Genomic DNA, 23,927 nt, shown 5'->3' on the forward strand with positions numbered 1-23,927 from the left:
CGTCTCCAAAGTCGGGTGCTACGCATGATAGTGAATGAACGGACGATCATCCAGCAAAAAAAACCCGCGCAGGATGCGATAATAGCTCTTTGACCGATTTCGATTGCCTTCCATGCCACAATTTGCCCCGCTCCAGAATGACACCTTCTTGCGCGCGTTGTTGCGCCAGCCGACCGACTACACGCCTGTGTGGCTGATGCGCCAGGCGGGGCGCTACCTGCCGGAATACCGCGCCACGCGCGCCAAGGCCGGCTCCTTCATGGGCCTGGCCACCAATCCCGACTACGCCACCGAAGTCACGCTGCAGCCGCTGGACCGCTTCCCGCTGGACGCGGCCATCCTGTTCTCGGACATCCTGACGGTGCCGGACGCGATGGGCCTGGGCCTGTATTTCGTCGAAGGCGAGGGTCCGAAATTCGAGCGTCCGCTGAAAACCGAGGCCGATGTGATGGCGCTGCGCGCGCCGGAACTGGGCTCGCTGGACTATGTGTTTAAGGCCGTCACCCAGATCCGCACCGAATTGAACGGCCGCGTGCCGCTGATCGGCTTCTCCGGCAGCCCGTGGACGCTGGCCTGCTACATGGTCGAAGGCCAGGGCTCGCGCGAGTTCCACACCATCAAAACGATGCTGTACAACCGCCCCGACCTGATGCATCACATTTTGAGCATCAACGCCAAGGCCGTGGCCGAGTACCTGAACGCCCAGATCGACGCCGGCGCCCAGGCGGTGATGGTGTTCGACTCGTGGGGTGGCGCGCTGGCCGATGGCGCCTACCAGGAGTTCTCGCTCAAATACATGCAGCAGGTGGTTTCCCTGCTCAAGCGCGACAAGGACGGCGTCAAGATCCCGGCCATCGTCTTCACCAAGGGCGGCGGCCACTGGATCGAGCAGATCGCCGACATCGGCGCCGACGCGGTTGGCCTGGACTGGACCGTCAACCTGACCCAGGCGCGCAAGCTGGTCGGCCACAAGGTCGGCCTGCAGGGCAACCTGGACCCGGCCATCCTGTTCGCCAGCCCGGACCAGATCCGCGCCGAAGTGCACAAGGTGCTGGACGCCTACGGCACGCCGGCCGCCGGCAGTGGCCACGTGTTCAACCTGGGCCATGGTATCTCGCAATTCACGCCGCCGGAGAACGTCGCCGCCATGGTCGAAGCCGTTCATAGCTACAGCAAGGCCCAGCGCGCAGGCTGATGTAATTTGCGAACAGAGGGCACGTTTCTCCGGAGGCGTGCCCTTTTTCGTTGGTGCGCGCGGGAAATCAAATACCGACTTATACACAATTTTTTTTGCTGCGGAAATATTAGGCAGTGCTTTTTTCGTAGCCCGTGGGCTCCTTGCAAGTCATTGATTACATGGCATAAATTTTGTAGACGAAGAGTCAATAGATGGCAAGTCGTAAACCTTGACTGTGCGCTGAAACTAGTTTATTTCTTCATTGTCCACAAAGTTATCCACAAAAACTGTGGATAAAAAATAAAAGTACTTAGTAAACCGTGACTTAGCCATAATGTTGCTGTTTTGCTTGAAGTGTATGTTGCGTTGCACGATTTTTAGGCAAAGTTTAGACCGCGATAACGAAGTTGCGAACAGACAAACCTTATACATAAAGTACCTGCTGGCTTTCGCGTTGATAGTATTGCATTGTGCTCTGCAATATCGGTGGATAAGCCCCAAAAAGTGCTTGATTTCAGCAAAAAAAGCATCCTAAATACTTCACTTATGCACAGCGGCGGAGAAAAAACGCGAAATTTTCTTCTCCTAGGAAGCATTTTCCAAGTGTTTGATTTTAAAGAGAAATAATTTTGAATTTTTGCCCGGTTTACGACGATGCCAAGCCTGAAGTCTGTGCTTTCCGGGGATTAAGATTCCTTTGTCCACAAAGTTATCCACAAAAACTGTGGATACATCAAACCGCCCCGGCGGGCGCGGGATTTGCGCCCTATTGCCGCGGGAATTTTCTACTGTGACGGGATCCATGCAGGGCCTTTTCCACCATTGCATTCTTCAGATTGCGCTTGATACGCCGCTGAACGCGATATTCGACTACCGCTGGCATTGCGACGCGGCAGAGCAGCCGCAGGTCGGCCAGCTGGCGCTGGTGCCGTTCGGGCGGCGCGAGGTGATGGGGCTGATCGTCGGCGTCGCGGCCGAGACCGATGTGCCGGTGGATAAGTTGAAGGATGCGCTGGCCGTGCGCAGCCAGCTGGGTCCGTTGTCGGCGCAATGGCTGGCGCTGGCGGGCTTTGCCGCCGATTATTACCAGCGTCCGCTGGGCGAGGTGGCGCTGCCCGGCCTGCCCAAGAATCTGCGCGTGCTGACCACGGTGGCGCTGGACCGGGCGCTGAAGAAGCTGGCCAAGCTGGACGCGCCGCACGACGGCACGCCGCTGAACATGCCGGCGCTGAATCCCTCGCAGCAGGAGGCGGCGGACGCCATCGGCGGCGCCGTGGGCTTCAAGCCGACCTTGCTGTACGGCGTGACCGGCAGCGGCAAGACCGAGGTCTACCTGCAATCGTGCGCGCAAGTGCTGGCGCGCGAGCCGGACGCGCAGATCCTGATCCTGGTGCCGGAGATCAACCTCACGCCCCAGCTGGAAGGCAATATTCGCGCGCGCTTCCCCGGCGTGATGCTGGCGACCTTGCACAGCAGCCTGTCCGAAGGCGAGCGCATGCTGCACTGGCTGGCCGCGCACCAAGGCAAGGCGCGCATCGTGCTGGGCACGCGGCTGGCGATCCTGGCCTCGCTGCCGAATTTGAAGCTGATCGTCATCGACGAAGAGCACGATCCCTCGTACAAGCAGCAGGAAGGCCTGCGCTACTCGGCGCGCGACCTGGCCGTGTGGCGGGCGTGGCAGCTGGGCATCCCCATCGTGCTGGGGTCGGCCACGCCGTCGCTGGAGAGCTGGCACCACGCGCAATCCGGCCGCTACCGCAAGCTGGAGCTGCGCGAGCGGGCCGTCAAGAACGCCGTGCTGCCGCAAGTGAAGCTGCTGGACATGGAGCGCGACAAGCCCAAAGATGGGCTGACGTCGCAGCTGATTGCGGCGATCAGGCAGAGGATGGAGCGCGGCGAGCAGTCGCTGCTGTTCCTGAACCGGCGTGGCTATGCGCCGGTGATCTGCTGCGAATCGTGCGGCTGGATCAGCGAATGCACGCGCTGCACCTCGTTCATGGTGCTGCATCGTCCCGAGCACCGGCTGCGTTGCCACCATTGCAGCCTGGAGATGCGCATCCCGCGCCATTGCCCCACGTGCGGCAACGTCGACCTGCAACCGCTGGGGCGCGGCACGCAGCGCGTGGAGGAAGGCTTGCAGGTGCTGTTCCCTGAGGCGCGGGTGCTGCGCATCGACGCCGACTCCACGCGCAAGAAGGGCAGCGCGCAGGAAGCGTTCGACACGGTGCACCGGGGCGAGGTCGACATCCTGATCGGCACGCAGATGGTGGCCAAGGGGCACGATTTTAAGAACCTGACCTTGGTCGGCATCCTGAACCCGGACACGGCGCTGTTTTCGCAGGACTACCGCGCCAGCGAGCGCCTGTTCGCGCAGCTGATGCAGGTGGCTGGCCGGGCCGGCCGCGCCGCCCAGACCGAAGGCGGCAGCGTCAGCGAGGTGCTGATCCAGACCCGGTATCCGCAGCACCCGCTGTACGGCGCGGTGGTCAACCACGACTACGACCACTTCGCCTCGGCCTTGCTGGAGGAGCGTGAGCAGGCAGCCCTGCCGCCCTATCTGTACCAGGCGTTGCTGCGGGCAGAGGCGCCCGAGTTGGCCACGGCCATCGAATTCCTCACCATCGCCCGCGATTGCGTCGAGCATCCCGGCATCACCATCAACGACCCGATACCGATGAGCATGACGCGGGTCCACAACGTCGACCGCGCGCAATTGCTGGTGGAATCAGCCTCGAGGCCCATGCTGCAAGCCTTCCTGCGAGAGTGGCTACTCACTCTGCGCGAAATGAAAAGCCGCGTGAAGTGGTCGCTGGAAGTAGACCCGCTGGACATCTAGTTTGTCTAATTTGGGGTCAAGTCTGGCATTCGGACACGAGCTCTGCCGTAGCGCCAAGCTACGGCAAAGCTCGTGTCCGAATGCCAGACTTGACCCCAAAATGGGCTAGAGCAAGAAGCGTTGCGCGGTGGCGACGATTTGCTCGGTCAGCGCGCGGGTGAACGGGGTGTCGAGGTTCCAGGCGTGCCAGTTCAAGGCGATGTCGACGTGGTGGCCGGGGGCGAGGTCAACCAGGCGGCCGGCGGTCAGCGCGCCCGATACCTGGATCTGCGGCATCAGGCCGTAGGCCAGGCTGCCGTAAATGCATTCGGTGGTGGCGGGCGATTGCGGCATGGTGTGGTGTGGATAGGGGCCGTTCAGGTCCAGCGTCGTGCGCAGGAAGCCGGTCATCATGTCCTGGTCGCTGATCACTGCCGGGGCCAGCCGCGCCGCTTCCTGCGAGAAGCCGTCGCCGAACCAGTGCCCTGCGAACGCGGGCGTGGCGACGCACACGTAGCGCAGCTTGCCCAGCGGCGTGACTTCCGGACCGTTGGCGTGCTGGTCCGGATGGTCCTGGGCGGCGGCGATGCTGCCGAAGACGCTACCCTCCTGCACCAGATGCAGCGCTAGCCGCTGGTCGGCCAGCTGCACCTTCAGCTGGCAGCGCGGCGGCGATAGCAGGGGCTGCAGGCTCATGGGGAACCAAGTCGCCAGGCTGGCCGCGTCGACCGCCAGCGCGATCTCCGGCATGCTCACTTTGTGACCCATATCAATGTCGAGCGCCGCCTCCATCAACCGGACGTTGCGGTGGTGCGACACCAGCCGCTGGCCCAGGCCGGTCGGCACGGCGGGCTGGCCGCGCACGATCAGCAGCCGGCCGGCGGCATCCTCCAGCGCCTTGATGCGCTGCGAAACGGCCGATTGACTGATGCCCAGCGCCAGGGCGGCCTTTTCGAAGCTGCCCTGGCTGGCGACGGCGTCCAGCACGGCCAGCGCGCGGTAGTCCAGTGATCCCATAAGCTGCACTTATAAAAATTAAAAACGATAAGCAATACTAATGCCATTTGGAAATTAAGTAAAACTCGATTACACGCTATCGTGCGCGGGAAAAGCTTGCTTTTTGGCCGAGGATGCGGTCCGGCCAAACGGTGTAGACTCTGGGAATGAAAACGCTACGCACCGAAGTCGCGGTGATCGGCGCCGGCACCGCCGGCATGACCGCTTACCGCGCCGCCTCCACCGGCGGCAAGAAAACCCTGTTGATCGAAGGCCATGTCTACGGCACCACCTGTGCCCGCGTCGGCTGCATGCCCAGCAAGCTGCTGATCGCGGCGGCCGAGGCGGCCCATGCGTTGCAGGCGGCGCCGGCGTTCGGCGTGCATCCGGGCCAGCCGCGCATCGACGGCAAGGCCGTGATGGCGCGCGTGCGCAGCGAGCGCGACCGGTTTGTCGGCTTCGTCGTCGAGAGCGTGGATGGCTATCCGGCCGAGGACAAGCTCCTCGGCCACGCCCGCTTCCTGAGCCCGACACAGCTGCAAATCGACGACCACACGCTGGTCGAGGCGGAACGCTTCGTCATCGCCACCGGTTCCACGCCCATCGTGCCGGACGAGTGGCGCGCTGCCGGCCCGCGCGTGATCACCAGCGACGATGTGTTCGACTGGGACGACCTGCCGGACTCGATCGCCGTGGCCGGCACCGGCATCATCGGCCTGGAGCTGGGCCAGGCGCTGGCGCGGCTGGGCGTGCGCGTGACCGTGTTCGGGCGCGGCGGCAGCGTCGCCCAGCTCAGCGATCCGGACGTGCTGGAGGTGGCGCGGCGCGCCATGGCCGACGAGCTCGACGTGCGCTTCAAGACCAAGGTGGTGCGCGTGGTGGCGGACGCCGATGGCCTGGCCGTCACCAGCGAGGGCGCCGACGGCGCGCAGCGCACCGAGCAGTTCAGCTATTTGCTGTCGGCTATCGGCCGCCGGCCCAATGTCCACAAGCTGGGCCTGGAAAACACCGGCCTGTCGCGCGACCACCACGGCATTCCGTTCTTCAACCCGCAGACGATGCAGTGCGGCGACAGCGCCATCTTCATCGCCGGCGACGCCGACCAGGAACGCCCGCAACTGCCGGAAGCAGCCGACCAGGGCCGCATCGCCGGCGACAACGCGGCGCGCTATCCGGCCGTGCAGCCCGGCCTGCGCCGCACGCCGCTGACCATCGCCTTCACCGAGCCGCAGATCGCCACGCTGGGCGCCAGCTACGAGGAGTTATGTGCTTCGCAGAAGGGCCGATTCGCGGTCGGCAAGGTGTCGTTCGAGAACCAGGGCCGCAGCCGTGTCATGCTGCAGAACAAGGGGATGTTGCGCGTGTACGCCGAGCATGCCACCGGCCGCTTCCTGGGCGCCGAGATGATCGGCCCGCGTGCCGAGCACATCGGGCATCTGCTGTCCTGGGCGTGCCAGGCCGGGCTGACCGTCAGCGCCATGCTGGACATGCCGTTCTACCACCCGGTGGTGGAGGAAGGCGTGCGCACCGCGCTGCGCGACCTGGCGCATCAGCTGGCCAACGCGCCAGCCCATGACTGCGCCTGCATTGACTGCACGCCGGCGCCCTAGGACAACAGCCCGCGCCGCCGCTCAAACAAGGCGGCGCTGCCGGCCACGCCAGGCGTGGGGCGCGGCGCCCCGGTCAGTTCAGCAGCGCGTCCAGCCGGCCCTGCTGCGCCAGGTCGCGCAGCACGCGGATGGTGTCGATATCCGATTCCTGGTAGGCCGAGCGGCGGAAATCATCGTACATCGCGTTGGCGGCGTCGGTGGCCGCGTCGTGGCCGTCGTCGTACTGGAAGCGCACGTACAGCGTGTCGGCGGTCGGCGTTTCGATCGTCATCGTCAGGCTGGACTGGCTGATGTCCTGCTGCGCCGCCACCTCGTAGCGCACCTCGCGCATCGGCTCCAGCACCACGCGGTCCTCGATGACCAGCTGGCCGTAGCGCAGGCTGCGGCGGAAGCTGAGCTCCTCGCGTTCGGTGATCGTGCATTCGTCCAGGTGCGGCACGAACAGCTTCGGCGATTCGGCGCGCAGCACCAGGCCGCTCCACAACTGCTTGATGCTCAGCGCATCGATCAGCGGATTGAGCGGGTCGTTAATTTCAATCAAATGTTCGAATTTCATGGGGCAACCATCTAAAAGCCAGGCGCGCGTGCGCCTCATCCCCGCATGGTAACGCAAATGTCGCCACGACCTCTGCGCCCGCTCAGGCAAGGCGCTGTACAATGGCTGGTTGTCACCCTGCCATAGCGCCATTCGATGTCCAAAGCACCACAATTCGGCCTTAACGTACCGCAGAGCGAAGCGGTCACCTACCTGGACGGCCCCTGCCTGGTACTGGCCGGCGCCGGCTCGGGCAAGACGCGCGTGATCACCCAGAAAATCGCCCACCTGATCGAGGACCGCGGCTACGATCCGCGCACCATCGCCGCGTTGACCTTCACCAACAAGGCCGCGCTGGAGATGCAGGAGCGGATCGCCAAGCTGCTCAAGCAGCCGCGCCAGGCCAAGCAGCTGACGGTGTCGACCTTCCACTCGCTGGGCGTCAAGATCCTGCGCCAGGAAGCCAACGGCGTCGGCCTCAAGGACCGCTTCTCCATCATGGACGCTGACGATTGCGGCTCGCTGATCCAGGACCTGGCCATCACCACCGACAAGCAGGTGGTGCGCCGCATCCAGACCGACATCTCGCTGTGGAAGAACGGCCTGGTCGACCCGGCGATCGCGCTGCGGAACGCCAAGGACGAGGACGAGGCGCAGTCGGCGCGCATCTACGGCAGCTACGTGGCCACGCTGTCGGCCTACCAGGCGGTGGATTTCGACGACCTGATCCGCCTGCCGGTGGAGCTGTTCCGCAACAACGAGCCGGTGCGCGACAAGTGGCAGCGCCGCCTGCGCTACCTGCTGATGGACGAGTACCAGGACACCAACACCTGCCAGTACGAGCTGGTCAAGCTGATGGTGACGGGCATCGGCAAGAAGCCGATGTTCACCGCCGTGGGCGACGACGACCAGGCGATTTACGCCTGGCGCGGCGCGTCGGTGGAAAACCTGAAGACGCTGCAGACCGACTTCCCCGACCTGGCGGTGATCAAGCTGGAGCAGAACTACCGCTCCACCACCCGCATCCTGCAGGCGGCCAACGCGGTGATCGGCAACAATCCCAAGCTGTTCGAGAAATCGCTGTGGTCCGAGCACGGCCTGGGCGAGCCGATCAACGTGCTGGGCATGGCCAACGACGACCAGGAAGCCGAGCAGGTGGCGATCATGATCTCGGCCGACCATTTCCAGCGCAAGAACAAGTGGTCCGACTACGCCATCCTGTACCGGGGCAACCACCAGGCCCGCGTCATCGAGCAGACGCTGCGCAAGGAGCGCATTCCGTACACGATCTCCGGCGGCCAGAGCTTCTTCGACAAGGCCGAGATCAAGGACATCATCAGCTACCTGCGCCTGCTGGCCAACACCGACGACGATCCGGCCTTCATCCGCGCCGTCACCACGCCACGGCGCGGCGTCGGCCAGTCGACCATGGAAACGCTGGGCACCTTCTCCGGCCAATGGCAGTGTTCGCTGTTCGAGGCGGTGTTCAAGGGCGGCATCGAGGCGCTGCTGAACGATCGCCAGCTGGGGCCGCTGCGCGACTTCTGCAACTTCATCAACAACCTCGAGGCGCGCGCCAGCCGGCCCGGTCCGAGCGGCAGCGGCGACAACGCGGCCCAGGTGCTGGACGACTTGCTGGAAGCGATCAACTACGAATCCTACCTGTACGATATGTTCGACGAGCGCGCCGCGCAGAGCCGGTGGCAGAACGTGCTGGAGTTCATCAACTGGCTCAAGGAGCGTGGCCGCGGCGGCAAGGACCGCGACGGCGAGGAAAAGAACGTGCTGGAGCTCACGCAGATGGTGGCGCTGATGTCCATGCTCGAGGGCCAGGACGAGGATCCGGACGCGGTGCGCATGTCCACGCTGCACGCGTCGAAGGGGCTGGAGTATCCGCACGTGTTCCTGGTCGGCGTGGAGGAAGGCATCCTGCCGCACAAGGGCGATCCCGACGCGCCGGCCGAGACCATCGCCGCCCGCGTGCAGGAGGAGCGGCGCCTGATGTACGTCGGCATCACGCGCGCGCAGCGCACGCTGCAGATCACCTGGTGCAAGAAGCGCAAGCGCGCGGGCGAGCAGGTGCACTGCGATCCGTCGCGCTTCATCAAGGAGATGCAGCTCGACGTCGGCAACGCCGTGCCGGCCGAATCCGAAGTGCTGACGCCGAAGGAGCGGCTGGCACGGATGAAGGAACTTTTGACCACACCGAAGACGTAATCCCGCGCAGGTTGTGCTAGCATCGGCACGTGCCGATCCGGCATGCTTCCGTTGGAGATAATCTTGCGTAATCAGTTAATCGCGTCGCTGGTTTTAAGCTGTGCCCTGCTGCCGTCGGTGCAGGCCGCCGAATTCGCCACCAAGCCGGAAGCGGAGGCGATGGTGCACAAGGCCCTGAAGTTTTTGAAGGCCAATGGCAAGGAAAAAACCTACAGCGAAATCGACCGGAAGGACGGCCAGTTCGTCGACCGCGACCTGTACCTGACCGTGTACGGCATGGACGGCGTGGTGCGCGCGCACGGCGCCAATCCCAAGATGATCGGCAAGAACCTGCTGGAAATTAAAGACGTCGACGGCAAGGCCTTCGTCAAGGAACGCGTCGAGATGGCGAAGAAGAAGCAGCCGTTCTGGCAGGACTACAAGTTCACCAATCCGATCAGCAAGCAGATCGAGCCGAAGGCCATGTACTGCGTGCCGGAGGATGACATGGTGGTCTGCGGTGGGGTCTATCTCAAGTAGAATGCGGGCTTTCCAGCAGGGAGTATGCCGTGAGCACCACCGAAGACCGCTTCATCGATATTGAAATCAAACTGGCGCACCAGGAGCACATCGTGGAGTCGCTGAACCAGCGCGTCTACGAGCAGCAGCAACAGATCGACAAGCTGGAGCAGATGTGCGCGGCGCTGGTGCAGCATGTGCGCGACCAGGCGCAAAGCAGCGGCGGCGGTGGCGCACTGGCGCACGAGCCGCCGCCGCATTACTGATTACGTCAGCGCAGATTAAGCCAGCACTGCCCGCAGCGCTTCCACGATGATCGCATGGTCTTCCGCCTGGCGCAGGCCGGAGACGGTGGCCGTGCCGATCAGCCCCACATTTTTGACCACCACCGGGAACGAGCCGCCAAAGGCCGCGTACTCTTTCGGGTCGAGATACTTCACGTCATCGAACACCACGCTGCGATTCTTGTAGTCGGTGCCGACGTGGAAGGAACAGCGGCCGAAGCGCGTCACCACATTGCTCTTGCGGCGTATCCAGTCGGCCTGGTCGGGCGTTGCGCCCTGCATCGCGTGGTGGAACAGCACCTTGCCGTTGACGGTCACGTTGACCGTCACGCTCTTCTCACGCTGCCTGGCCAGCTCGACCACCTTCAGGCCCAGCGCCAGCGCGGTGTCGCTGGTGAAGGCGGTGAATTGCAATTCCTTTTCCTGCTGTGCCAGGGTTTCCAGCAGCTCGACAAAATTTTCCATCATTGATCCTCGTGCGGTACAAGACGGCAGTGTAGCCGAGCCGGCCGGATTAGCGGAACTCGAATCGCGGCGCGGCGGCCTTCTGGTCCGCCTTGGCCTGCCACGCGCGGGCCAGCGCCGCGTCCGGCTTCAGGTCCAGTTCGCCCTTTTCATAGGCTGTGGCCAGGCGGCGCATGGCGGCTTCGAAATCCAGCTCGGCCGCGCGCTGGTACATGGCGGCCGCCGTGGACGCGCTGCGCGGCACGCCCAGGCCGGCTTCATGCAGCGCCGCCAGGCGATACAGGCCGTCCGCGTTGTTTTGCGCGGCCGCCAGCTGGTACTGGGCCGCCGCGCGGACCGGGTCCTTGTCGACGCCCAGGCCGTGCTCGTACAAACCGCCCAGCGCCGCCTGCGCGTTGCCGTTGCCCCGGCCGGCGGCGCGGATATACCAGTCGCGCGCGGCGGCGTAGTCCTGCGCGACGCCGCTGCCGGTTTCGTAGGCGTAGCCCAGGTTGTTCTCGGCGATGGCGTTGCCGCTCTTGGCCGCGGCGCGCTGCCACTTCACGCCCTCGGCCGGATCGGCGGCCACGCCCAGCAGGCCATGGCTCAACACCAGGCCCAGCCGGATTTGCGAAGGGACGCTCTTGTCTTCCGCCGCCAGCCGCAGGTAGCGCAAGCCCTCGGCGTCGTCGCGCGGCACGCCAGTGCCGTTCAGGTACATCAGCGCCAGGTCGCGCTCGGCGGCGGGGTTGCGCTTGGCGGCTGCGCGCTCCAGCCATTGCAGCGCTTGCGGCAGGTCCTGCGGAACGCCGCGGCCGTACAGGAGGAACATGCCCAGGTTGGCCTCGCCCCAGGCGTCGCCGCCCTCGGCCGCCTTGCGGTACCAGACGGCCGCCTCGGCGAAATCGATGGCGACGCCGCGTCCATAGGCATGCAGCAGGCCGATATTGTTTTCCGCATAGTGATTGCCTTGGGCCGCCGCCTTCAGATACCAGACCATCGCCTCGGCGTAGTCTTGCGTGATGCCCTTGCCGTGTTCGTAGCGGTAGCCCAGTTCAAGCTGCGCTTGCCACTTGCCGGCTTCGGCGGCTTTGCGATACCAGGTGGTTGCCTCGGTCTGGTCCTTGGGGGCGTTGCTGCCGTTCGCCAGCCGGTGGGCCAGCTCGAACTGCGCGTCCGCCAGGTTCTTGTCGAGCGTCTCGCGGAACTGCTGCAGGGTCGTCGCTTGGTTGGCCGCGCCGTTGCTGTAGGCCTTGGCCAGCTGGTACAGCGCCTCGGCATCGCCGGCCAACGCGGCCTCGCGGTACCGGTTCACGCTGGCCTGGTCGACGTGCGGCCGGGAGCCGCCCTCCAGGGTCCAGACGTATTGCATCTGCATCCAGGAGCTGACGGCTTTGCCGTCCGCGGTGCCGGGCTTGAAGTGGCACAGGCGCACGGCGGACACTGCCGCATCGTCGAGCAGCGGGAAGCCGCTGGAGCGGACGATTTTGCTGTCGGCGACGCTGCCGTCGGCGTCGACCAGGAAGGACAGCGTGACCGTGCCGGTCTGCTCATTACGCAGCGCCTCTTTCGGCCAGGCCGGCTTGGCGCAGGTGCTGAAATCAGCGGTGGCCCGTGTGTACGGTTGCGCCGCGCCGGCGTGCAACGAGACAGCGGCGCCCAGCGCCACGGCCAGCAGCGGCCGGGTGGAAAAAATCTGTCCCATGGCGTATCCTTAATATTTCAAATTTGAAAACAGGCAGGATAGGCGCTCATTGCGTATTTGTCTATTACTGACAGGATAGGCGCGGCGTGTCGAATTCGCGGACCGTCGTTCGTCGTAGCTTGCAGAGGGACGTCCTCTGACTTATTTTGGAGATACGATCATGACCACGAATACTGTACAACTGCACCGCGTGTTCAAGGCCAAGGCTGAGCGCGTTTATCGGGCCTTCCTGGATGCCGACGCGCTGGCCAAATGGCTGCCGCCGCACGGCTTCACCGGCAAGGTGCATGCGCTGGACGCCAAGGTGGGCGGCAGCTATCGGATGTCGTTCACGAATTTCACCACCGGCGGCGGCCACCACTTCGGCGGCGAGTACCTGGAACTTGTGCCGAACCAGCGCCTGGTCTACACCGGCAAGTTCGACGATCCCAACCTGCCCGGCACCATGCAGACCACGGTGACGCTGCGCGAAGTGTTCTGCGGCGTGGAGGTGAAGGTGGTGCAGGAAGGCATACCGGCGATGATCCCGGCGGAAGCGTGCTATCTCGGCTGGCAGGACTCGCTGCAGTTGCTGGGGCAGTTGGTGGAGCCTGAGATCCGCGAGTGAGGCGCTAGAACAGGCCGAAGACCTTGACGATCAGGCTGAGGGTGCCCAGGGCTGTGGTGAGGCTGATGCTCAACAGGATGCGGAAATCCGTGGTGCGTATCTTCATCAGCTGTTCATGTACGCGAACGAACTCGGCGTCGACACGAGCGAACTGGGCGTCGACGTGAACGAACTTGTCTTCGACATGGGCAAACTTGTCGTCGACATGGGCGAAACCTGTGTTTACGCTTGCGTCCGCTCGGCTAAAGCCGACATGCATCTCCTCGCGTAGCACGGAAATGGCTTGGTTCTGATAGTCGACCGCCGTTTCAAGACGGGCTATGCGTTCGATGATGTGGTGCTGTTCCTGCTGTGGTTGGTTGTTGCCATTCATGGCGGCCTCCTTGGCGGCATCCACCACTTTACGCCTGCGCGCGTGCGCGGCATAGCGCACACGATTGACGCAGGTCGCGACGGTGCGGCGGCCCCTGCGATGAAGTATGTGACATTGATATCGTCATCACACTGTGGTGCTATGATCATGTGACCATCCAGATAGTCAGGAGGTTCCGATGTACACATTCTCGTTGGCTCAAGCGAAAGCGCAGCTGAGCAAGCTGATCGAATTGGTGGAAAGTGGTGAACAGGTGACGATCACCAAGCGCGGTAAAGCGGTCGTCAAGATAGTAAAAAGCGATCCTCCCCGCCAGCATGTTCCAAGCTTGGCTGAACACCGGGCCGGCATTCGTTATCTGGGTGAGCCAGCAGCGGAATTCATACGTAAAATGCGCGATTCAGAGCTAACGATGCGGCGGCCATGTTTTCGGCCGCCGCGATGATCCCCGTTAGTCGGATCGCTCGGACGAGAGCAAGGCGGCGTTGCCCCAGCTGACTGGCAAGTGCTCATTGGTGCCGGCCGCGCTGCGTGCCACCAGTTCGACCATGCGGATGCCGGCCACGTCGGCGTTCAAGGCTTGCGCCGGCTGGCCCCAGCGCAGCGGCTTGCTCTTGGCCAGCAGCTTGCCGTCGCCGTAGATCATGAAGGTGACGTCGTGCTTGCGGTCCTGCGCGGAATCGTCCACGCCCACTTGCGCGCTCAGGCGGCGGTAGCCCTGGTTGCGCACCTCCAGCCGGGAATTGACCAGGATGCCGATGCCGGAAGCGTAACGCGTGCCGGCGATCTGCATGACCTGGCCGTAGGGCGTGCTGTCGGCGCGCGCGCCGCCCCAGCCGGCGTACATCGGCCGTTCGCCCGGACCCTTGGTGCCGGTCCAGCCGGCCGACGAGCGGAAGATCGTCGGATCGGCCTGCGGCCGGACCACGCCATCGACGGCCGGATTCACGCTGCCCGGTTGTTCCGAAAGATAAACGCCCTGGGCCAGCACCCGCTCACCGTTGGCGCGGAAGATCCGCGTCTCGCGCGGCATCACGCGCACCTTGGTCTCCTTGGTGAACGTGCTGTCCGCCTTGGTCCACAGGTCGGTCAGCGTGACCGGCGCGTTGTCGCGCAGCTTGAGGTGCTCGGCGGTCAGGTCGACGTCGATCGGCGCCAGCCCACGGTTGAAGATCGCCACCGCCTTCTGGCCCGAGGCCAGCGGCTTGACCAGGATCTCCAGGTCGTCGGCGTCATAGGCCAGCACCGCCTGGTTGCCGGCCGGGTCCTGGTTGACCGCGATGATGTCGGCGTTACCGACGATGTCCATCAACGGTTGCGCCATGGTCCGCAGGTCGGCGCCCAGCATCAGCGGCGAGTTCAGCATGGCCCACAGCGTGAAGTGCGAGCGCGCTTCCACCAGATGGTCGGCGTCGAAATCGCCCTTGCCGATGTACAGCATGTCGGGGTCGTTCCAGCTGCCCGGATGGCCATACAATTCGCGCCGTGCCGCGCTGTCGAAGTTGGTCAGCAGGCGCGACCACGAGGGCGTGATGTCGTCGCTGGTGCGCGACAGGTTGCCGTAGTTCTTGCCCCAGGCGCGCACGTCGGCGGCACCCCAGATGCACAGCGACAGCAGGAAGTCGCCGTCCGGCTTGTTGCGTTTCAGCGCCGCGTTGATTTGCGTGAATTCCGCCTGCACCGCCGGGATGTCGGAACGGCTGACCGATTCCAGGTCCAGCACCGGCGTCAGCGCGCGGTACTGGCCCGAGCGGACCTTGGCGCTGTCGGCGCCGTAGGCGCGCAGGCCGCAGCCGTCGACCTTGATGAAGTCGAAACCCCAGTCACCGAAGAACAGGTTGATGTCCTGGTCGATATGGCCGTACAGGCCGATCTCCCGCTCCAGCACGCTGCCCTTGGGCAGGTCGGTGTCGACGCCGGAATACGCTTGCGAGCAGGTGTTGCGGCCGAGGTCGGAATAGATGCCGGCCTTGAGCCCCATCGCGTGCAGCTTGTCGGTGAGCGGGCGGAAGCTGCCGCTTTGCACGGACGACGGGAAGCGCTCGGCGCGGATCACCAGGCGGCCGTCCGGCATCTGGCGGCGCGCCGCCCAGCCGTCGTCGATGTTGATGTAGCGGTAGCCGCGCGCGGCCAGTCCGCTGTCGGCGATGCGCTGGGCCGAGCCGAGGATCTTGGCTTCGTCGATGTCGGTGCCGAAGGCGTTCCAGCTGCTCCATCCCATCGGCGGCGTCGCGGCGCGGCCGGCGGTGTAGGCGCTCCAGCGCGCGGTCGGGGCCAGCGGATCGGCCGCCGCGTGCAGCGAGGCGGCGGCCAGGAACAGGGTGAGCAGGGCCAGACGCGGCGGCCGGCGGGAAGTCGTTTGCATAAGGGTCTCCGATTTATTTTGTTGTGTCGAGCTGGAAGGTGCCGACCGGCAGGTCGTCGCCACTGAACAGGTTCACGAACGGCGCGTCGGCCCAGCCGTAGCGCACGTGCGTGACGTTGGCTGCGCCGGCGCCGGGCAGGACCACGGTATCGCCGGCCACACGGGCGTCAGTGTAGCGGCAGCTGGCGCCCGCGCACACTTCAAAGCCGATGGCACGGTCGGACGAGTACGTCACCAGGCCGCCGCCCGTGTCGCGGAAGGTGATGACGATGTCCTTGCCGCTGTGCCGCGCGGAGACCGGGGACGGGCTGCCGGGCACGATCTTTTCGCCGTAGGCCACGGCCCGCGCCGCGCGCGCCATCCGCTCGCCGACCACGGTTTTCTGCGTCGGATGGATGTCGAAGCGGTCGCCGACATCGAGCGTGACGGCCAGGCCCGCATGGGCGTCGCGCGCCACCGCCTCGGCCTGCGCGTCGCGCAGCTCGGCCCAGCTGGACTGGCCGGGCGCCTTGGCCGTTCCCGCGAACGAGGTCAGCTGCGTGACCAGGAAGGGCAGCGCCGGCTGGTTGAAGCGCTGGCGCCAGTCGCGCATCAGCAGGGGCAGCAGTCCGCGGTATTCCTGCCCGGCGCCCGCGTTGGCCTCACCCTGGTACCACGCCACCAGCTTGAATTTGTAGCCGACCAGCGGGGCGATCATGCCGTTGTACAGCGTGGTCAGGCTGTTCGGCCAGTCCCACGGCGCCGGCGGCACGGCCTGGTTGCGCAGGACGCTGCCGCGCTGGACTTTCCAGGCGGCCGGCAGTGCGATCGTCTGACCATCCGTGGTGCCGATCACGCGGCTGTCAGGCGCACCTGACAGGCCACCGCCCTGTCCACCGCTCAGCACGCGCATGGCGATCACGTTGCGTCCGGCCTTGAACACGCCGGCTGGCACGGGATACTCGCGCCAGATCCACGACGTGCTGACGCCGCCCACGCGCACGCCGTTGACCCAGGTGCTGTCGTAGGTGTCGACCGGACCCAGCCGCAGCATGTTGGCCGCCTTGGCCTGCGCCTCGGTCAGCGTGACCGCGGTGCGGTACCACGCCACGCCGTCGAAGTCCTTGAAGCCGGCCAAGCCGCTGTCCTTCCATGAGCCGGTCGGAGTGACGGTGGGCCAGGCGGCATCGTCGAAGTCGGGCGCGGTCCACGCGTGCTGTGCGGCGGCGGCCGGATCGTGGGCACGCCACCAAGCCTCGTTGCGCGCTTCCTCGGCGCGCATGCCCTCGGCCGGATCGACACCGTATTGCGCCACGGCGGCCACGCCAGCCGCGTAGTCGCCGAAGCCGCGCAGCGATTCGGCCCCGATCCAGCTCTGGATCGCGGTGCCGCCCCAGCTGGCGTTGATCATGCCGACCGGGATCTTGTAGCGGGCCTGCAGCGTGCGCGCCATGTAGTAGCAGACCGCCGAGGCGTCGCCGACCGATTCCGGCGTCAGCGGCGTCCACGCCACCTTGCCCTTGAACTCGTCCTGCGGCGCGGCCGCGCTGTATTTCTCGATGTTCAGGTAGCGCATGTTGTCGTTGCGCGCGCCATAGGTGGCGCCCATCGCGTTGGTCGACGCGCGCACCGCGAATTCCATGTTGGACTGGCCCGAGCACAGGTAGACGTCGCCGACCAGCAGATCGCTGCGGCTGACCGTCTGGCCGTCCGACGTCACCGTCAGCGCGTACGGGCCGCCGGCCGGTTGCGGGGGCAGCTCGACGCGCCACTTGCCGTGCGCGTCCGCGCTGGCGGTGACGGTCTGGCCGCCAAGCTTCACGGTCAGCGAGCGCCCGGCGCCGGCCGTGCCCCAAACGGCGATGGGCTGGTCGCGCTGCAGCACCGCGTGGTCGGAGAACAGCTTTGCCAAGCCGAGCTCGGCGGCGTGCGCGGGCAGGCCGATGCAGCCGAGGGAAAGCGCCAGCAGGGGCGCGGCGGTGCGGAGTGTCGCCATCATGAATCCTCATTGTTTGGGGGGCAGGGCGGATTCTGCGATCTTGTCCGCCGTGGAGCAATTACGAAAATGGCCAAAGGGGCCAACATTATTGAGGAAATCCGTCGGCATGGATTTTTGACGGGCGCATGTGCCGATAGAATGTGTGCTCTTCAATATGGGGACTGTCATGACGAAAAATCTTCCGCGCGCCGCCGTCGCGCTTGCCATCGCCTCGCTGTGCGCGGCCTCGATGCCCGCCTTCGCGCAGAGTGCCGCGCCAGCCGTTTCCGCCGCGGCCAGGAGCGCCAGCGGCCTGACGGTGACCACCGCCCAGGGCACCGTGCGGATCGAGCCGTGGAGCGAGCGCATCGTGCACGTGCTGTCCGGCCCGGCGGCGCCGTGGAACGGCAACTACAATCCGGCCGTGATCGCCCGCCCGGGCAGCGTCGACTGGACCCTCACTGAAACGGCGGACTACTACCAGCTGACGACAAAGGCACTGTCGGTGCGCGTGGCCAAAGCCTACGGCGGCGTCAGCTTCTTTGACGCGCAGGGCAAGCAGCTGCTGGCCGAGTCCGGGCGTGACGCCTCGAAGGCCGGCGTCATGCAGGGATTCGATTATTCCGGCCCGGTCTACGGGCTGGGACAGCACCAGAACGGCAAGCTGGACTATCGTGGCACGACGGTGCGCCTGCAGCAGGCCAACCGCGACGTGGCGGTGCCGATGCTGACCACGCCGGAAGGCTTCGGCATCCTGTGGAACAACGCCTCGGTCACGCAGGTCGACGCCGGCCTGCCGGCCGGGCCGTATCCGCTGGTCATCCGCTCCGAGGCGGGACAGGGCTCCGATTACCACTTCATCCTCGGTCCCGAGCTGGACGAGGTGGTGGCCGGCTACCGCGAACTGACCGGACGCGCACCTATGATGGCGCGCTGGACCTGGGGCTTGTGGCAGTCGAAGGAGCACTACGCCAACCAGGCCGAGCTGCTCGACATCGCCGCCCGTTACCGCGCGATGAAGGTGCCGCTGGACGCCGTGGTCCAGGACTGGCAGTACTGGCAGCCAGGCGCATGGGGCGAGCACCAGATGGACCCGGCGCGCTATCCTGATCCGAAGGGCATGCTCGACCAACTGCACGCGCAGCACGTGCACGCCATCCTCTCCGTCTGGGCTCGCTTCGACGCCGGCACCCGCAACACGGCCGAGCTGGACAAGGCGGGCGTGCTGTATCCCGAGCTGTACAACAACGTCTACCCGGCCGGCAAGGGCCGCTGGTATGACGCCTATTCGCCGCGCGGCCGCCAGCTGTACTGGGAACAGATCAACCGCACGCTGGCCCCGGCCGGCTGGGACGGCTGGTGGCTGGACGCCAGCGAGGCCGAACTGGGCGGCTGGTGGGGCCAGATGCGCGACGTCACCACCGCCGCCGGCCCCGGCGCGCAGGTGTACAACGCCTATCCGCTGCTGCACACGACGGCCGTGTTCGAAGGCTCGGCGCAGGCCGCGCCGGCCAAGCGTCCCTTCATCCTGACGCGCTCGGCCTACAGCGGCCAGCAGCGCAACGCGGCCATCACCTGGTCCGGCGACACCATGGGGACCTGGGACGTGTTGCGCGCCCAGCTGCCGGCCGCGCTGAACTTCACGCTCAGCGGCATCCCCTACTGGTCGGCCGACATCGGCGGCTTCTTCGGCGGCAAGCCGACCGATCCTGAATATGCCGAGCTTTACACGCGCTGGTACCAGTTCGGCGCCTTCAATCCGATGTTCCGCGTCCACGGCACCGGCGACGGCAAGGAAATCTGGCGCTTCAGCCCGGCCACGCAGCGGATCCTGCGCGACATGACGCAGCTGCGCTACCGCCTGCTGCCGTACATCTATTCGGCGTCATGGGACGTCACCAGCCGCAACGGCACGATGATGCGCGCGCTGGCCATGGACTTCCGCGCCGACGCGCAAGCGGTCGCCACCGCCGACCAGTACATGTTCGGCAAGACGCTGATGGTGGCGCCGGTGATGACGCCGCACACGGACGTGCGCACCGTCTACCTGCCGGCGCAGAACGACTGGTTCGATTTCTGGACCGACAAGCGCTACGCCGGCGGCAAGGTCATCGCCGCCAAGGCCGACATCGCGACCATCCCGCTATTCGCCCGCGCCGGCAGCATCCTGCCGCTGGGGCCGGTGCTGCAGTATGCGGACGAGCGGAGCGAACAGCCGATGGAGCTGCGCGTCTATCCCGGCCGCGACGGCAGTGTCGAGCTGTACGACGATGCCGGCGACGGCCAGGGTTATGTCCAAGGCGAGCGGGCGACCCGCCGCATCACCTGGACCCAGGCCGGCGGCAAGCTGTCGATCGCGCCGGTGCAGGGCAGCTTCCCCGGCATGCGGCGCGAGCAGGCGTTCGTGGTGCGCTGCGCGGCCACGCCGGCCGGCAAGGGCGTGCGCGTGGTGGCCGGTAACGCGGCGGTCGAAGTGTCCTTGCCGGGGTGCCGCTGATTCGGGATCAGGCTTCCGGCGCCGTCCAGACCAGGTTCCACAGGTGGCCGTCGATATCCTCGAAGCCCTGGTCGTACATGAAGCCGTTGTCTTCAGGCGGATGTGGTATGCGGGCGCCGGCGGCGGTGGCCTTGGCGATCAGGCTGTCCACCTCTTCGCGGCTCTCGCAGTTCAGGCAAATGACGAGCTCATTGGTCTCCTTCGCGTTCGCGATGGGCTTGTCGATCAGCGACTGGAAGAAGGGTTCGGTCGTCAGCATGGCCTGGATGGTGTCGTCGACGATGCTCATGAACGCCGCGTTCTCGCCGCTGAAGCGGGGATCGAAGCTGAAGCCGAGCGCTGAAAAGAAGGCCCTGGATTTGTCCAGATTCTTCACGGGCAGGTTGAGGATGATCTGATTTTTCATAGCGTTTCCTTGGTGGAGTGGAATAGGCAACCGGTGTTTCATCCCTACGACGGGTGACGTTACACAAAATCGACACGCTTGAGAAAAATATTTTCCATCCAGGACGATGAAAGAACCCAGGCTTCTGGAGGAGTTGCGTACAGGTACAAGTTGAATCACAATGCGTCGATTAACAGGGAGCGGCGCATGGGTAAAGGCAGGTTGGAAGCATTCAGCGATGGCGTGATCGCCATCATCATCACCATCATGGTGCTGGAACTGAAGGTGCCGCATGGCGCGGATTGGGCGGCGTTGCAGCCTTTATGGCCGGTGTTCCTCAGTTATGTGCTGAGCTTTGTCTACGTTGGGATCTACTGGAACAACCATCATCACCTCATTCACACCGTCAGCAAGATCACTGGCGGCGCGCTGTGGGGCAACTTGCATTTGCTGTTCTGGCTGTCGCTGGTGCCGTTCGTGACCGGCTGGATGGGCGAGAACCACTTCGCCGCGCTGCCGCTGGCCTGCTACGGCTTCATCCTGTTCATGTCCAGCGTCGCCTATTATGTGCTGGCGAAGTGCCTGGCGGCCAATAACGAGGCGCTGCGGCTCGCGCTGGGACAGGACCGCAAGGGCAAGCTGTCCACGCTGCTGTACCTGGTCGGCATCGGCCTGTCGCTTTGGGAACCGATGGCCGGCTTCGCGGTCTATGTGGTGGTGGCGATGGCCTGGTTTATTCCGGACCGCCGCTTCGAGCAGCGCTAGCGTTCTGTGCCAGCGCTTTTTGTTTGGCCTTGCTCAGCGACTCCACCGCGCGGCGGTAGGAGCCGTCCACCAGTTCGGCCAGGTAGTCGGCCGGGAACTTGCCGACGTCGACGATGGTCACCCAATGAAAGCGACCCATGTAGCGCGCCGGCTTTACGCCCGGCATGTCGGTCAGCTCCAGGAAACGGTCCGGCGTCACGCGCACGCTGAAGCGCCATTGCTCCGGCTCGCTGGTCTTGAAGTAGGCGAAGGTCTTGTCCCCGACCTTGTAGACCAGGATGTTCGACGGCTCGCCGTGCAGGCTTTCCACCGCGCCGGGATATTGCCGGCAATGTCGTTTCAGCTGTTGAGTGTTCATTTCTGCGGCCATGTTGCAACGGAGCCTCAGTGTAGCCGCAAAAATGCCATTTCGACAAAGTATTCTTCGGGAAAAGCACCCGCTTTCCGATCAAGTGCAGTGCAGCATTTTTTGCCAGTGACTGCCGCCATATCACCCTGATATGATCTTGCGCTTCCATGCTGCGCTTTGTCGCGTCAGCATTTTTCCCCGGCGTTTATGAAAGATACCCACATGTCCCGTCCTCAAATGCTCATCATTGCGGCCGCCCTCGGCCTGGCCTTCTCCTCGACCGTGCTGGCCGCTCCGGCGGCTGCGCTGGCCGGCAATCCGCTGGCCACGGCCAGCACGCTGCCGTTCCACTATCCGGCATTTGACAAGATCAAGGACGAGCACTTCCAGCCTGCGTTCGTCGAAGGCATGCGCATCCAGCTGAAGGAAATCGAGGCGATCGCCAACAACAAGAAGCCGGCCACCTTCGAGAACACCATCGTCGCCATGGAAAAATCCGGCGAGCTGCTGACCCGCGTGCAAACCACCTTCGGCAACCTGCAGGGCGCCAACACCAATGACAAGCTGGACGCGATCGACAGCGAGATGTCGCCCAAGCTGGCCGCCCACGGCGACGCCATCTACCTGAATCCCAAGCTGTACGCCCGCGTGAAGTCGCTGTACGACAACCGCGACAAGCTCAAGCTGGACGCCGAATCCAAGCACCTGCTGGAACGCTACCACACCGATTTCGTCCGCGCCGGCGCCAAGCTGTCGAACGCCGACAAGGAAAAACTGAAGGCCATCAACGGCGCCATCGCCACGCTGCAAACCACCTTCACCCAGAACGTGCTGAAGGAAACCAACGCCTCGGCGCTGGTGGTCGACACCCGCGAAGAGCTGGCCGGCATGACCGATGCCGCCATCGACGCCGCCGCGGCAGCCGCCAAGGCCAAGGGCATGGACGGCAAGTTCCTGGTCGCGCTGGTCAACACCAGCGGCCAGCCGCCGCTGGCGGTGCTGACCAACCGCGCCGTGCGCGAGCGCCTGATGGCCGCTTCGTTGGCACGCGGCAGCCACGGCGGCGAGTTCGACAGCCGCGAAGTGGTGCTGAAGATCGCCAAGGCGCGCGCCGAGAAGGCCGCCCTGCTGGGCTACGCCAACTTCGCCGCCTATTCGCTGGAAGACCAGACCGCGCACGACACCGCCGCCGTCAACAAGCTGCTGGGCGAGCTGGCCAAGCCGGCCGTCAACAACGCCAAGAAGGAAGCGGCCGACCTGCAAGCCGTGGTCGATGCCGACAAGGGCGGCTTCCAGATCGACGCTTCCGACTGGGCCTTTTACACCGACAAGGTGCGCGCCCAGCGCTTCGCCTTCGACGAGAACCAGCTCAAGCCTTACTTCGAGCTGAACAACGTGCTGACCAACGGCGTGTTCTACGCCGCCGGCAAGCTGTACGGCCTGTCGTTCAAGGAGCGCAAGGACCTGCCGGTGTACAACCCGGACGTGCGCGTGTTCGACGTGTTCGACGCCGACGGCAAGCAGCTGGCCATCTTCATCGCCGACATGTACGCCCGTAGCAACAAGCAGGGCGGCGCCTGGATGAACGAGTACATCTCGCAATCGTCGCTGCTGGGCACGCACTCGGTGGTGGCCAACCACCTCAACATTCCGAAGCCGCCAGCGGGCGAGCCGACGCTGCTGACCTACGACGAAGTCAAGACCGCCTTCCACGAGTTCGGCCACGCGCTGCACGGCATGTTCTCCAACGTGAAGTATCCGCGCTTCTCCGGCACCAGCGTGCCGCGCGACTTCGTCGAATATCCGTCGCAGGTCAACGAGATGTGGGCAGTGTGGCCGGAAGTGCTGGCCAACTACGCCAAGCACTACAAGACCGGCGCGCCGATGCCGAAGGAGTTGCTGGACAAGGTCATCGCCTCGAAGAAATTCAACCAGGGCTTCCTGACCACCGAGTACCTGTCGGCCTCGCTGCTGGACCAGCGCTGGCACCAGCTGACCCCGGCGCAGATCCCGACCGACGTGCTGGGCTTTGAAGCGCAGTCGCTGAAGGACATGGGCGTGGACTTCGCGCCGGTGCCGCCGCGCTACCGCACCACCTATTTCTCGCACAGTTTCTCCGGCGGCTATTCGGCCGGCTACTACGCCTACCTGTGGTCCGAGAAACTGGACGCCGACACCGTCGAATGGTTCAAGGAAAAAGGCGGCCTGAAGCGCGAAAACGGCGACTGGTTCCGCGCCAAGCTGCTGTCGCGCGGCGGCACCGACGATGCGATGAACCTGTTCCGCAACTTCCGCGGCCGCGATCCGATCATCGAACCGCTGCTGGAGCGTCGTGGCCTGAAATAATA

The 23,927-nt window shown here is 64.8% G+C and carries 21 protein-coding genes; 11 read left to right on the plus strand and 10 right to left on the minus strand.

Features of this window, described 5'->3' with window-relative positions; translation table 11 throughout:
* Nucleotides 1-112: 112 nt before the first annotated feature.
* Entirely contained in the window at nucleotides 113-1,195 is a 1,083-nt protein-coding gene (gene hemE / locus ACUJB0_RS21885; protein WP_444847054.1) for a uroporphyrinogen decarboxylase, read from the plus strand.
* Between the two features lie 567 nt (nucleotides 1,196-1,762).
* On the opposite strand, the gene ACUJB0_RS21890 is transcribed toward hemE, so the two are convergent.
* Nucleotides 1,763-1,981 (minus strand): hypothetical protein, encoded by a 219-nt coding sequence (locus ACUJB0_RS21890; RefSeq protein ID WP_444847055.1) that lies wholly within the window; start codon nucleotides 1,979-1,981, stop codon nucleotides 1,763-1,765.
* Here ACUJB0_RS21890 and ACUJB0_RS21895 point away from each other — a divergent pair.
* Entirely contained in the window at nucleotides 1,980-4,013 is a 2,034-nt protein-coding gene (locus ACUJB0_RS21895) for a primosomal protein N' (RefSeq protein ID WP_444847056.1), read from the plus strand. The genes ACUJB0_RS21890 and ACUJB0_RS21895 overlap by 2 nt on opposite strands.
* A gap of 105 nt (nucleotides 4,014-4,118) precedes the next feature.
* Here the strand turns inward: ACUJB0_RS21895 and ACUJB0_RS21900 are convergent, their stop codons facing one another.
* Nucleotides 4,119-5,009 carry an ArgP/LysG family DNA-binding transcriptional regulator gene (locus tag ACUJB0_RS21900; protein WP_444847057.1) on the minus strand — a complete coding sequence of 297 codons (891 nt, stop codon included), beginning with the start codon at nucleotides 5,007-5,009 and terminating at the stop codon, nucleotides 4,119-4,121.
* 146 nt (nucleotides 5,010-5,155) lie between these two features.
* Here ACUJB0_RS21900 and ACUJB0_RS21905 point away from each other — a divergent pair, with 146 nt between their 5' ends.
* A complete protein-coding gene (locus tag ACUJB0_RS21905) occupies nucleotides 5,156-6,598 on the plus strand; it encodes a dihydrolipoyl dehydrogenase (protein WP_444847058.1) in 1,443 nt (480 codons plus the stop codon).
* A 73-nt stretch (nucleotides 6,599-6,671) separates the two neighbouring features.
* On the opposite strand, the gene ACUJB0_RS21910 is transcribed toward ACUJB0_RS21905, so the two are convergent.
* The gene (locus ACUJB0_RS21910) at nucleotides 6,672-7,154 is read right to left on the minus strand and encodes an SRPBCC family protein (RefSeq protein ID WP_161089593.1); all 483 of its coding nucleotides are present in this window, start codon (nucleotides 7,152-7,154) and stop codon (nucleotides 6,672-6,674) included.
* Between the two features lie 135 nt (nucleotides 7,155-7,289).
* Here ACUJB0_RS21910 and ACUJB0_RS21915 point away from each other — a divergent pair, with 135 nt between their 5' ends.
* From ACUJB0_RS21915 to ACUJB0_RS21925, 3 genes are all read left to right on the plus strand, one after another.
* The gene (locus ACUJB0_RS21915; RefSeq protein ID WP_444847059.1) at nucleotides 7,290-9,350 is read left to right on the plus strand and encodes a UvrD-helicase domain-containing protein; all 2,061 of its coding nucleotides are present in this window, start codon (nucleotides 7,290-7,292) and stop codon (nucleotides 9,348-9,350) included.
* 63 nt (nucleotides 9,351-9,413) lie between these two features.
* Nucleotides 9,414-9,869, plus strand: coding sequence for a cache domain-containing protein (locus ACUJB0_RS21920; protein WP_444847060.1), 456 nt, complete (start codon nucleotides 9,414-9,416; stop codon nucleotides 9,867-9,869).
* A 29-nt stretch (nucleotides 9,870-9,898) separates the two neighbouring features.
* The gene (locus tag ACUJB0_RS21925; RefSeq protein WP_008443009.1) at nucleotides 9,899-10,114 is read left to right on the plus strand and encodes a SlyX family protein; all 216 of its coding nucleotides are present in this window, start codon (nucleotides 9,899-9,901) and stop codon (nucleotides 10,112-10,114) included.
* A gap of 15 nt (nucleotides 10,115-10,129) precedes the next feature.
* Here the strand turns inward: ACUJB0_RS21925 and ACUJB0_RS21930 are convergent, their stop codons facing one another.
* Complete coding sequence (locus tag ACUJB0_RS21930; RefSeq protein ID WP_444847061.1) at nucleotides 10,130-10,597, minus strand: heme-degrading domain-containing protein; 468 nt, start codon at nucleotides 10,595-10,597, stop codon at nucleotides 10,130-10,132.
* 49 nt (nucleotides 10,598-10,646) lie between these two features.
* The gene (locus ACUJB0_RS21935; protein ID WP_444847062.1) at nucleotides 10,647-12,281 is read right to left on the minus strand and encodes a TonB family protein; all 1,635 of its coding nucleotides are present in this window, start codon (nucleotides 12,279-12,281) and stop codon (nucleotides 10,647-10,649) included.
* 160 nt (nucleotides 12,282-12,441) lie between these two features.
* On the opposite strand from ACUJB0_RS21935, the gene ACUJB0_RS21940 reads away from it, so the two are divergent.
* Nucleotides 12,442-12,888, plus strand: a complete 447-nt coding sequence (locus ACUJB0_RS21940; protein WP_444847063.1) for an SRPBCC family protein — start codon at nucleotides 12,442-12,444, stop codon at nucleotides 12,886-12,888.
* A 4-nt stretch (nucleotides 12,889-12,892) separates the two neighbouring features.
* Here ACUJB0_RS21940 and ACUJB0_RS21945 read toward each other — a convergent pair whose 3' ends face one another.
* Nucleotides 12,893-13,261, minus strand: a complete 369-nt coding sequence (locus ACUJB0_RS21945) for a hypothetical protein (protein WP_444847064.1) — start codon at nucleotides 13,259-13,261, stop codon at nucleotides 12,893-12,895.
* Between the two features lie 178 nt (nucleotides 13,262-13,439).
* On the opposite strand from ACUJB0_RS21945, the gene ACUJB0_RS21950 reads away from it, so the two are divergent.
* The gene (locus ACUJB0_RS21950; protein ID WP_444847065.1) at nucleotides 13,440-13,706 is read left to right on the plus strand and encodes a type II toxin-antitoxin system Phd/YefM family antitoxin; all 267 of its coding nucleotides are present in this window, start codon (nucleotides 13,440-13,442) and stop codon (nucleotides 13,704-13,706) included.
* A 6-nt stretch (nucleotides 13,707-13,712) separates the two neighbouring features.
* Here the strand turns inward: ACUJB0_RS21950 and ACUJB0_RS21955 are convergent, their stop codons facing one another.
* Together ACUJB0_RS21955 and ACUJB0_RS21960 are read right to left on the minus strand one after the other, a co-directional pair.
* Nucleotides 13,713-15,626 (minus strand): NPCBM/NEW2 domain-containing protein, encoded by a 1,914-nt coding sequence (locus ACUJB0_RS21955; protein ID WP_444847066.1) that lies wholly within the window; start codon nucleotides 15,624-15,626, stop codon nucleotides 13,713-13,715.
* Between the two features lie 13 nt (nucleotides 15,627-15,639).
* Entirely contained in the window at nucleotides 15,640-17,604 is a 1,965-nt protein-coding gene (locus ACUJB0_RS21960; RefSeq protein ID WP_444847067.1) for a sialate O-acetylesterase, read from the minus strand.
* A 166-nt stretch (nucleotides 17,605-17,770) separates the two neighbouring features.
* On the opposite strand from ACUJB0_RS21960, the gene ACUJB0_RS21965 reads away from it, so the two are divergent.
* Nucleotides 17,771-20,080 carry a glycoside hydrolase family 31 protein gene (locus tag ACUJB0_RS21965; protein ID WP_444847068.1) on the plus strand — a complete coding sequence of 770 codons (2,310 nt, stop codon included), beginning with the start codon at nucleotides 17,771-17,773 and terminating at the stop codon, nucleotides 20,078-20,080.
* Between the two features lie 7 nt (nucleotides 20,081-20,087).
* Here ACUJB0_RS21965 and ACUJB0_RS21970 read toward each other — a convergent pair whose 3' ends face one another.
* Nucleotides 20,088-20,486 carry a VOC family protein gene (locus tag ACUJB0_RS21970; RefSeq protein WP_444847069.1) on the minus strand — a complete coding sequence of 133 codons (399 nt, stop codon included), beginning with the start codon at nucleotides 20,484-20,486 and terminating at the stop codon, nucleotides 20,088-20,090.
* A 186-nt stretch (nucleotides 20,487-20,672) separates the two neighbouring features.
* Between ACUJB0_RS21970 and ACUJB0_RS21975 the strand changes: the two genes are divergently transcribed.
* A complete protein-coding gene (locus ACUJB0_RS21975; RefSeq protein WP_444847070.1) occupies nucleotides 20,673-21,230 on the plus strand; it encodes a TMEM175 family protein in 558 nt (185 codons plus the stop codon).
* Here ACUJB0_RS21975 and ACUJB0_RS21980 read toward each other — a convergent pair.
* On the minus strand, nucleotides 21,199-21,588 hold the full coding sequence (locus ACUJB0_RS21980; RefSeq protein WP_444847071.1) for an MmcQ/YjbR family DNA-binding protein: 390 nt from the start codon (nucleotides 21,586-21,588) through the stop codon (nucleotides 21,199-21,201). The two genes, ACUJB0_RS21975 and ACUJB0_RS21980, sit on opposite strands and share 32 nt — an antisense overlap.
* 213 nt (nucleotides 21,589-21,801) lie before the next feature.
* Between ACUJB0_RS21980 and ACUJB0_RS21985 the strand changes: the two genes are divergently transcribed.
* Nucleotides 21,802-23,925, plus strand: coding sequence for a M3 family metallopeptidase (locus tag ACUJB0_RS21985; protein WP_444847072.1), 2,124 nt, complete (start codon nucleotides 21,802-21,804; stop codon nucleotides 23,923-23,925).
* The last annotated feature ends 2 nt before the right edge of the window (nucleotides 23,926-23,927 follow it).

The sequence above is a fragment of the Duganella caerulea genome, assembly GCF_040362985.1.
GTDB classification, from domain to species: Bacteria; Pseudomonadota; Gammaproteobacteria; order Burkholderiales; family Burkholderiaceae_D; genus Rugamonas; species Rugamonas vulcania.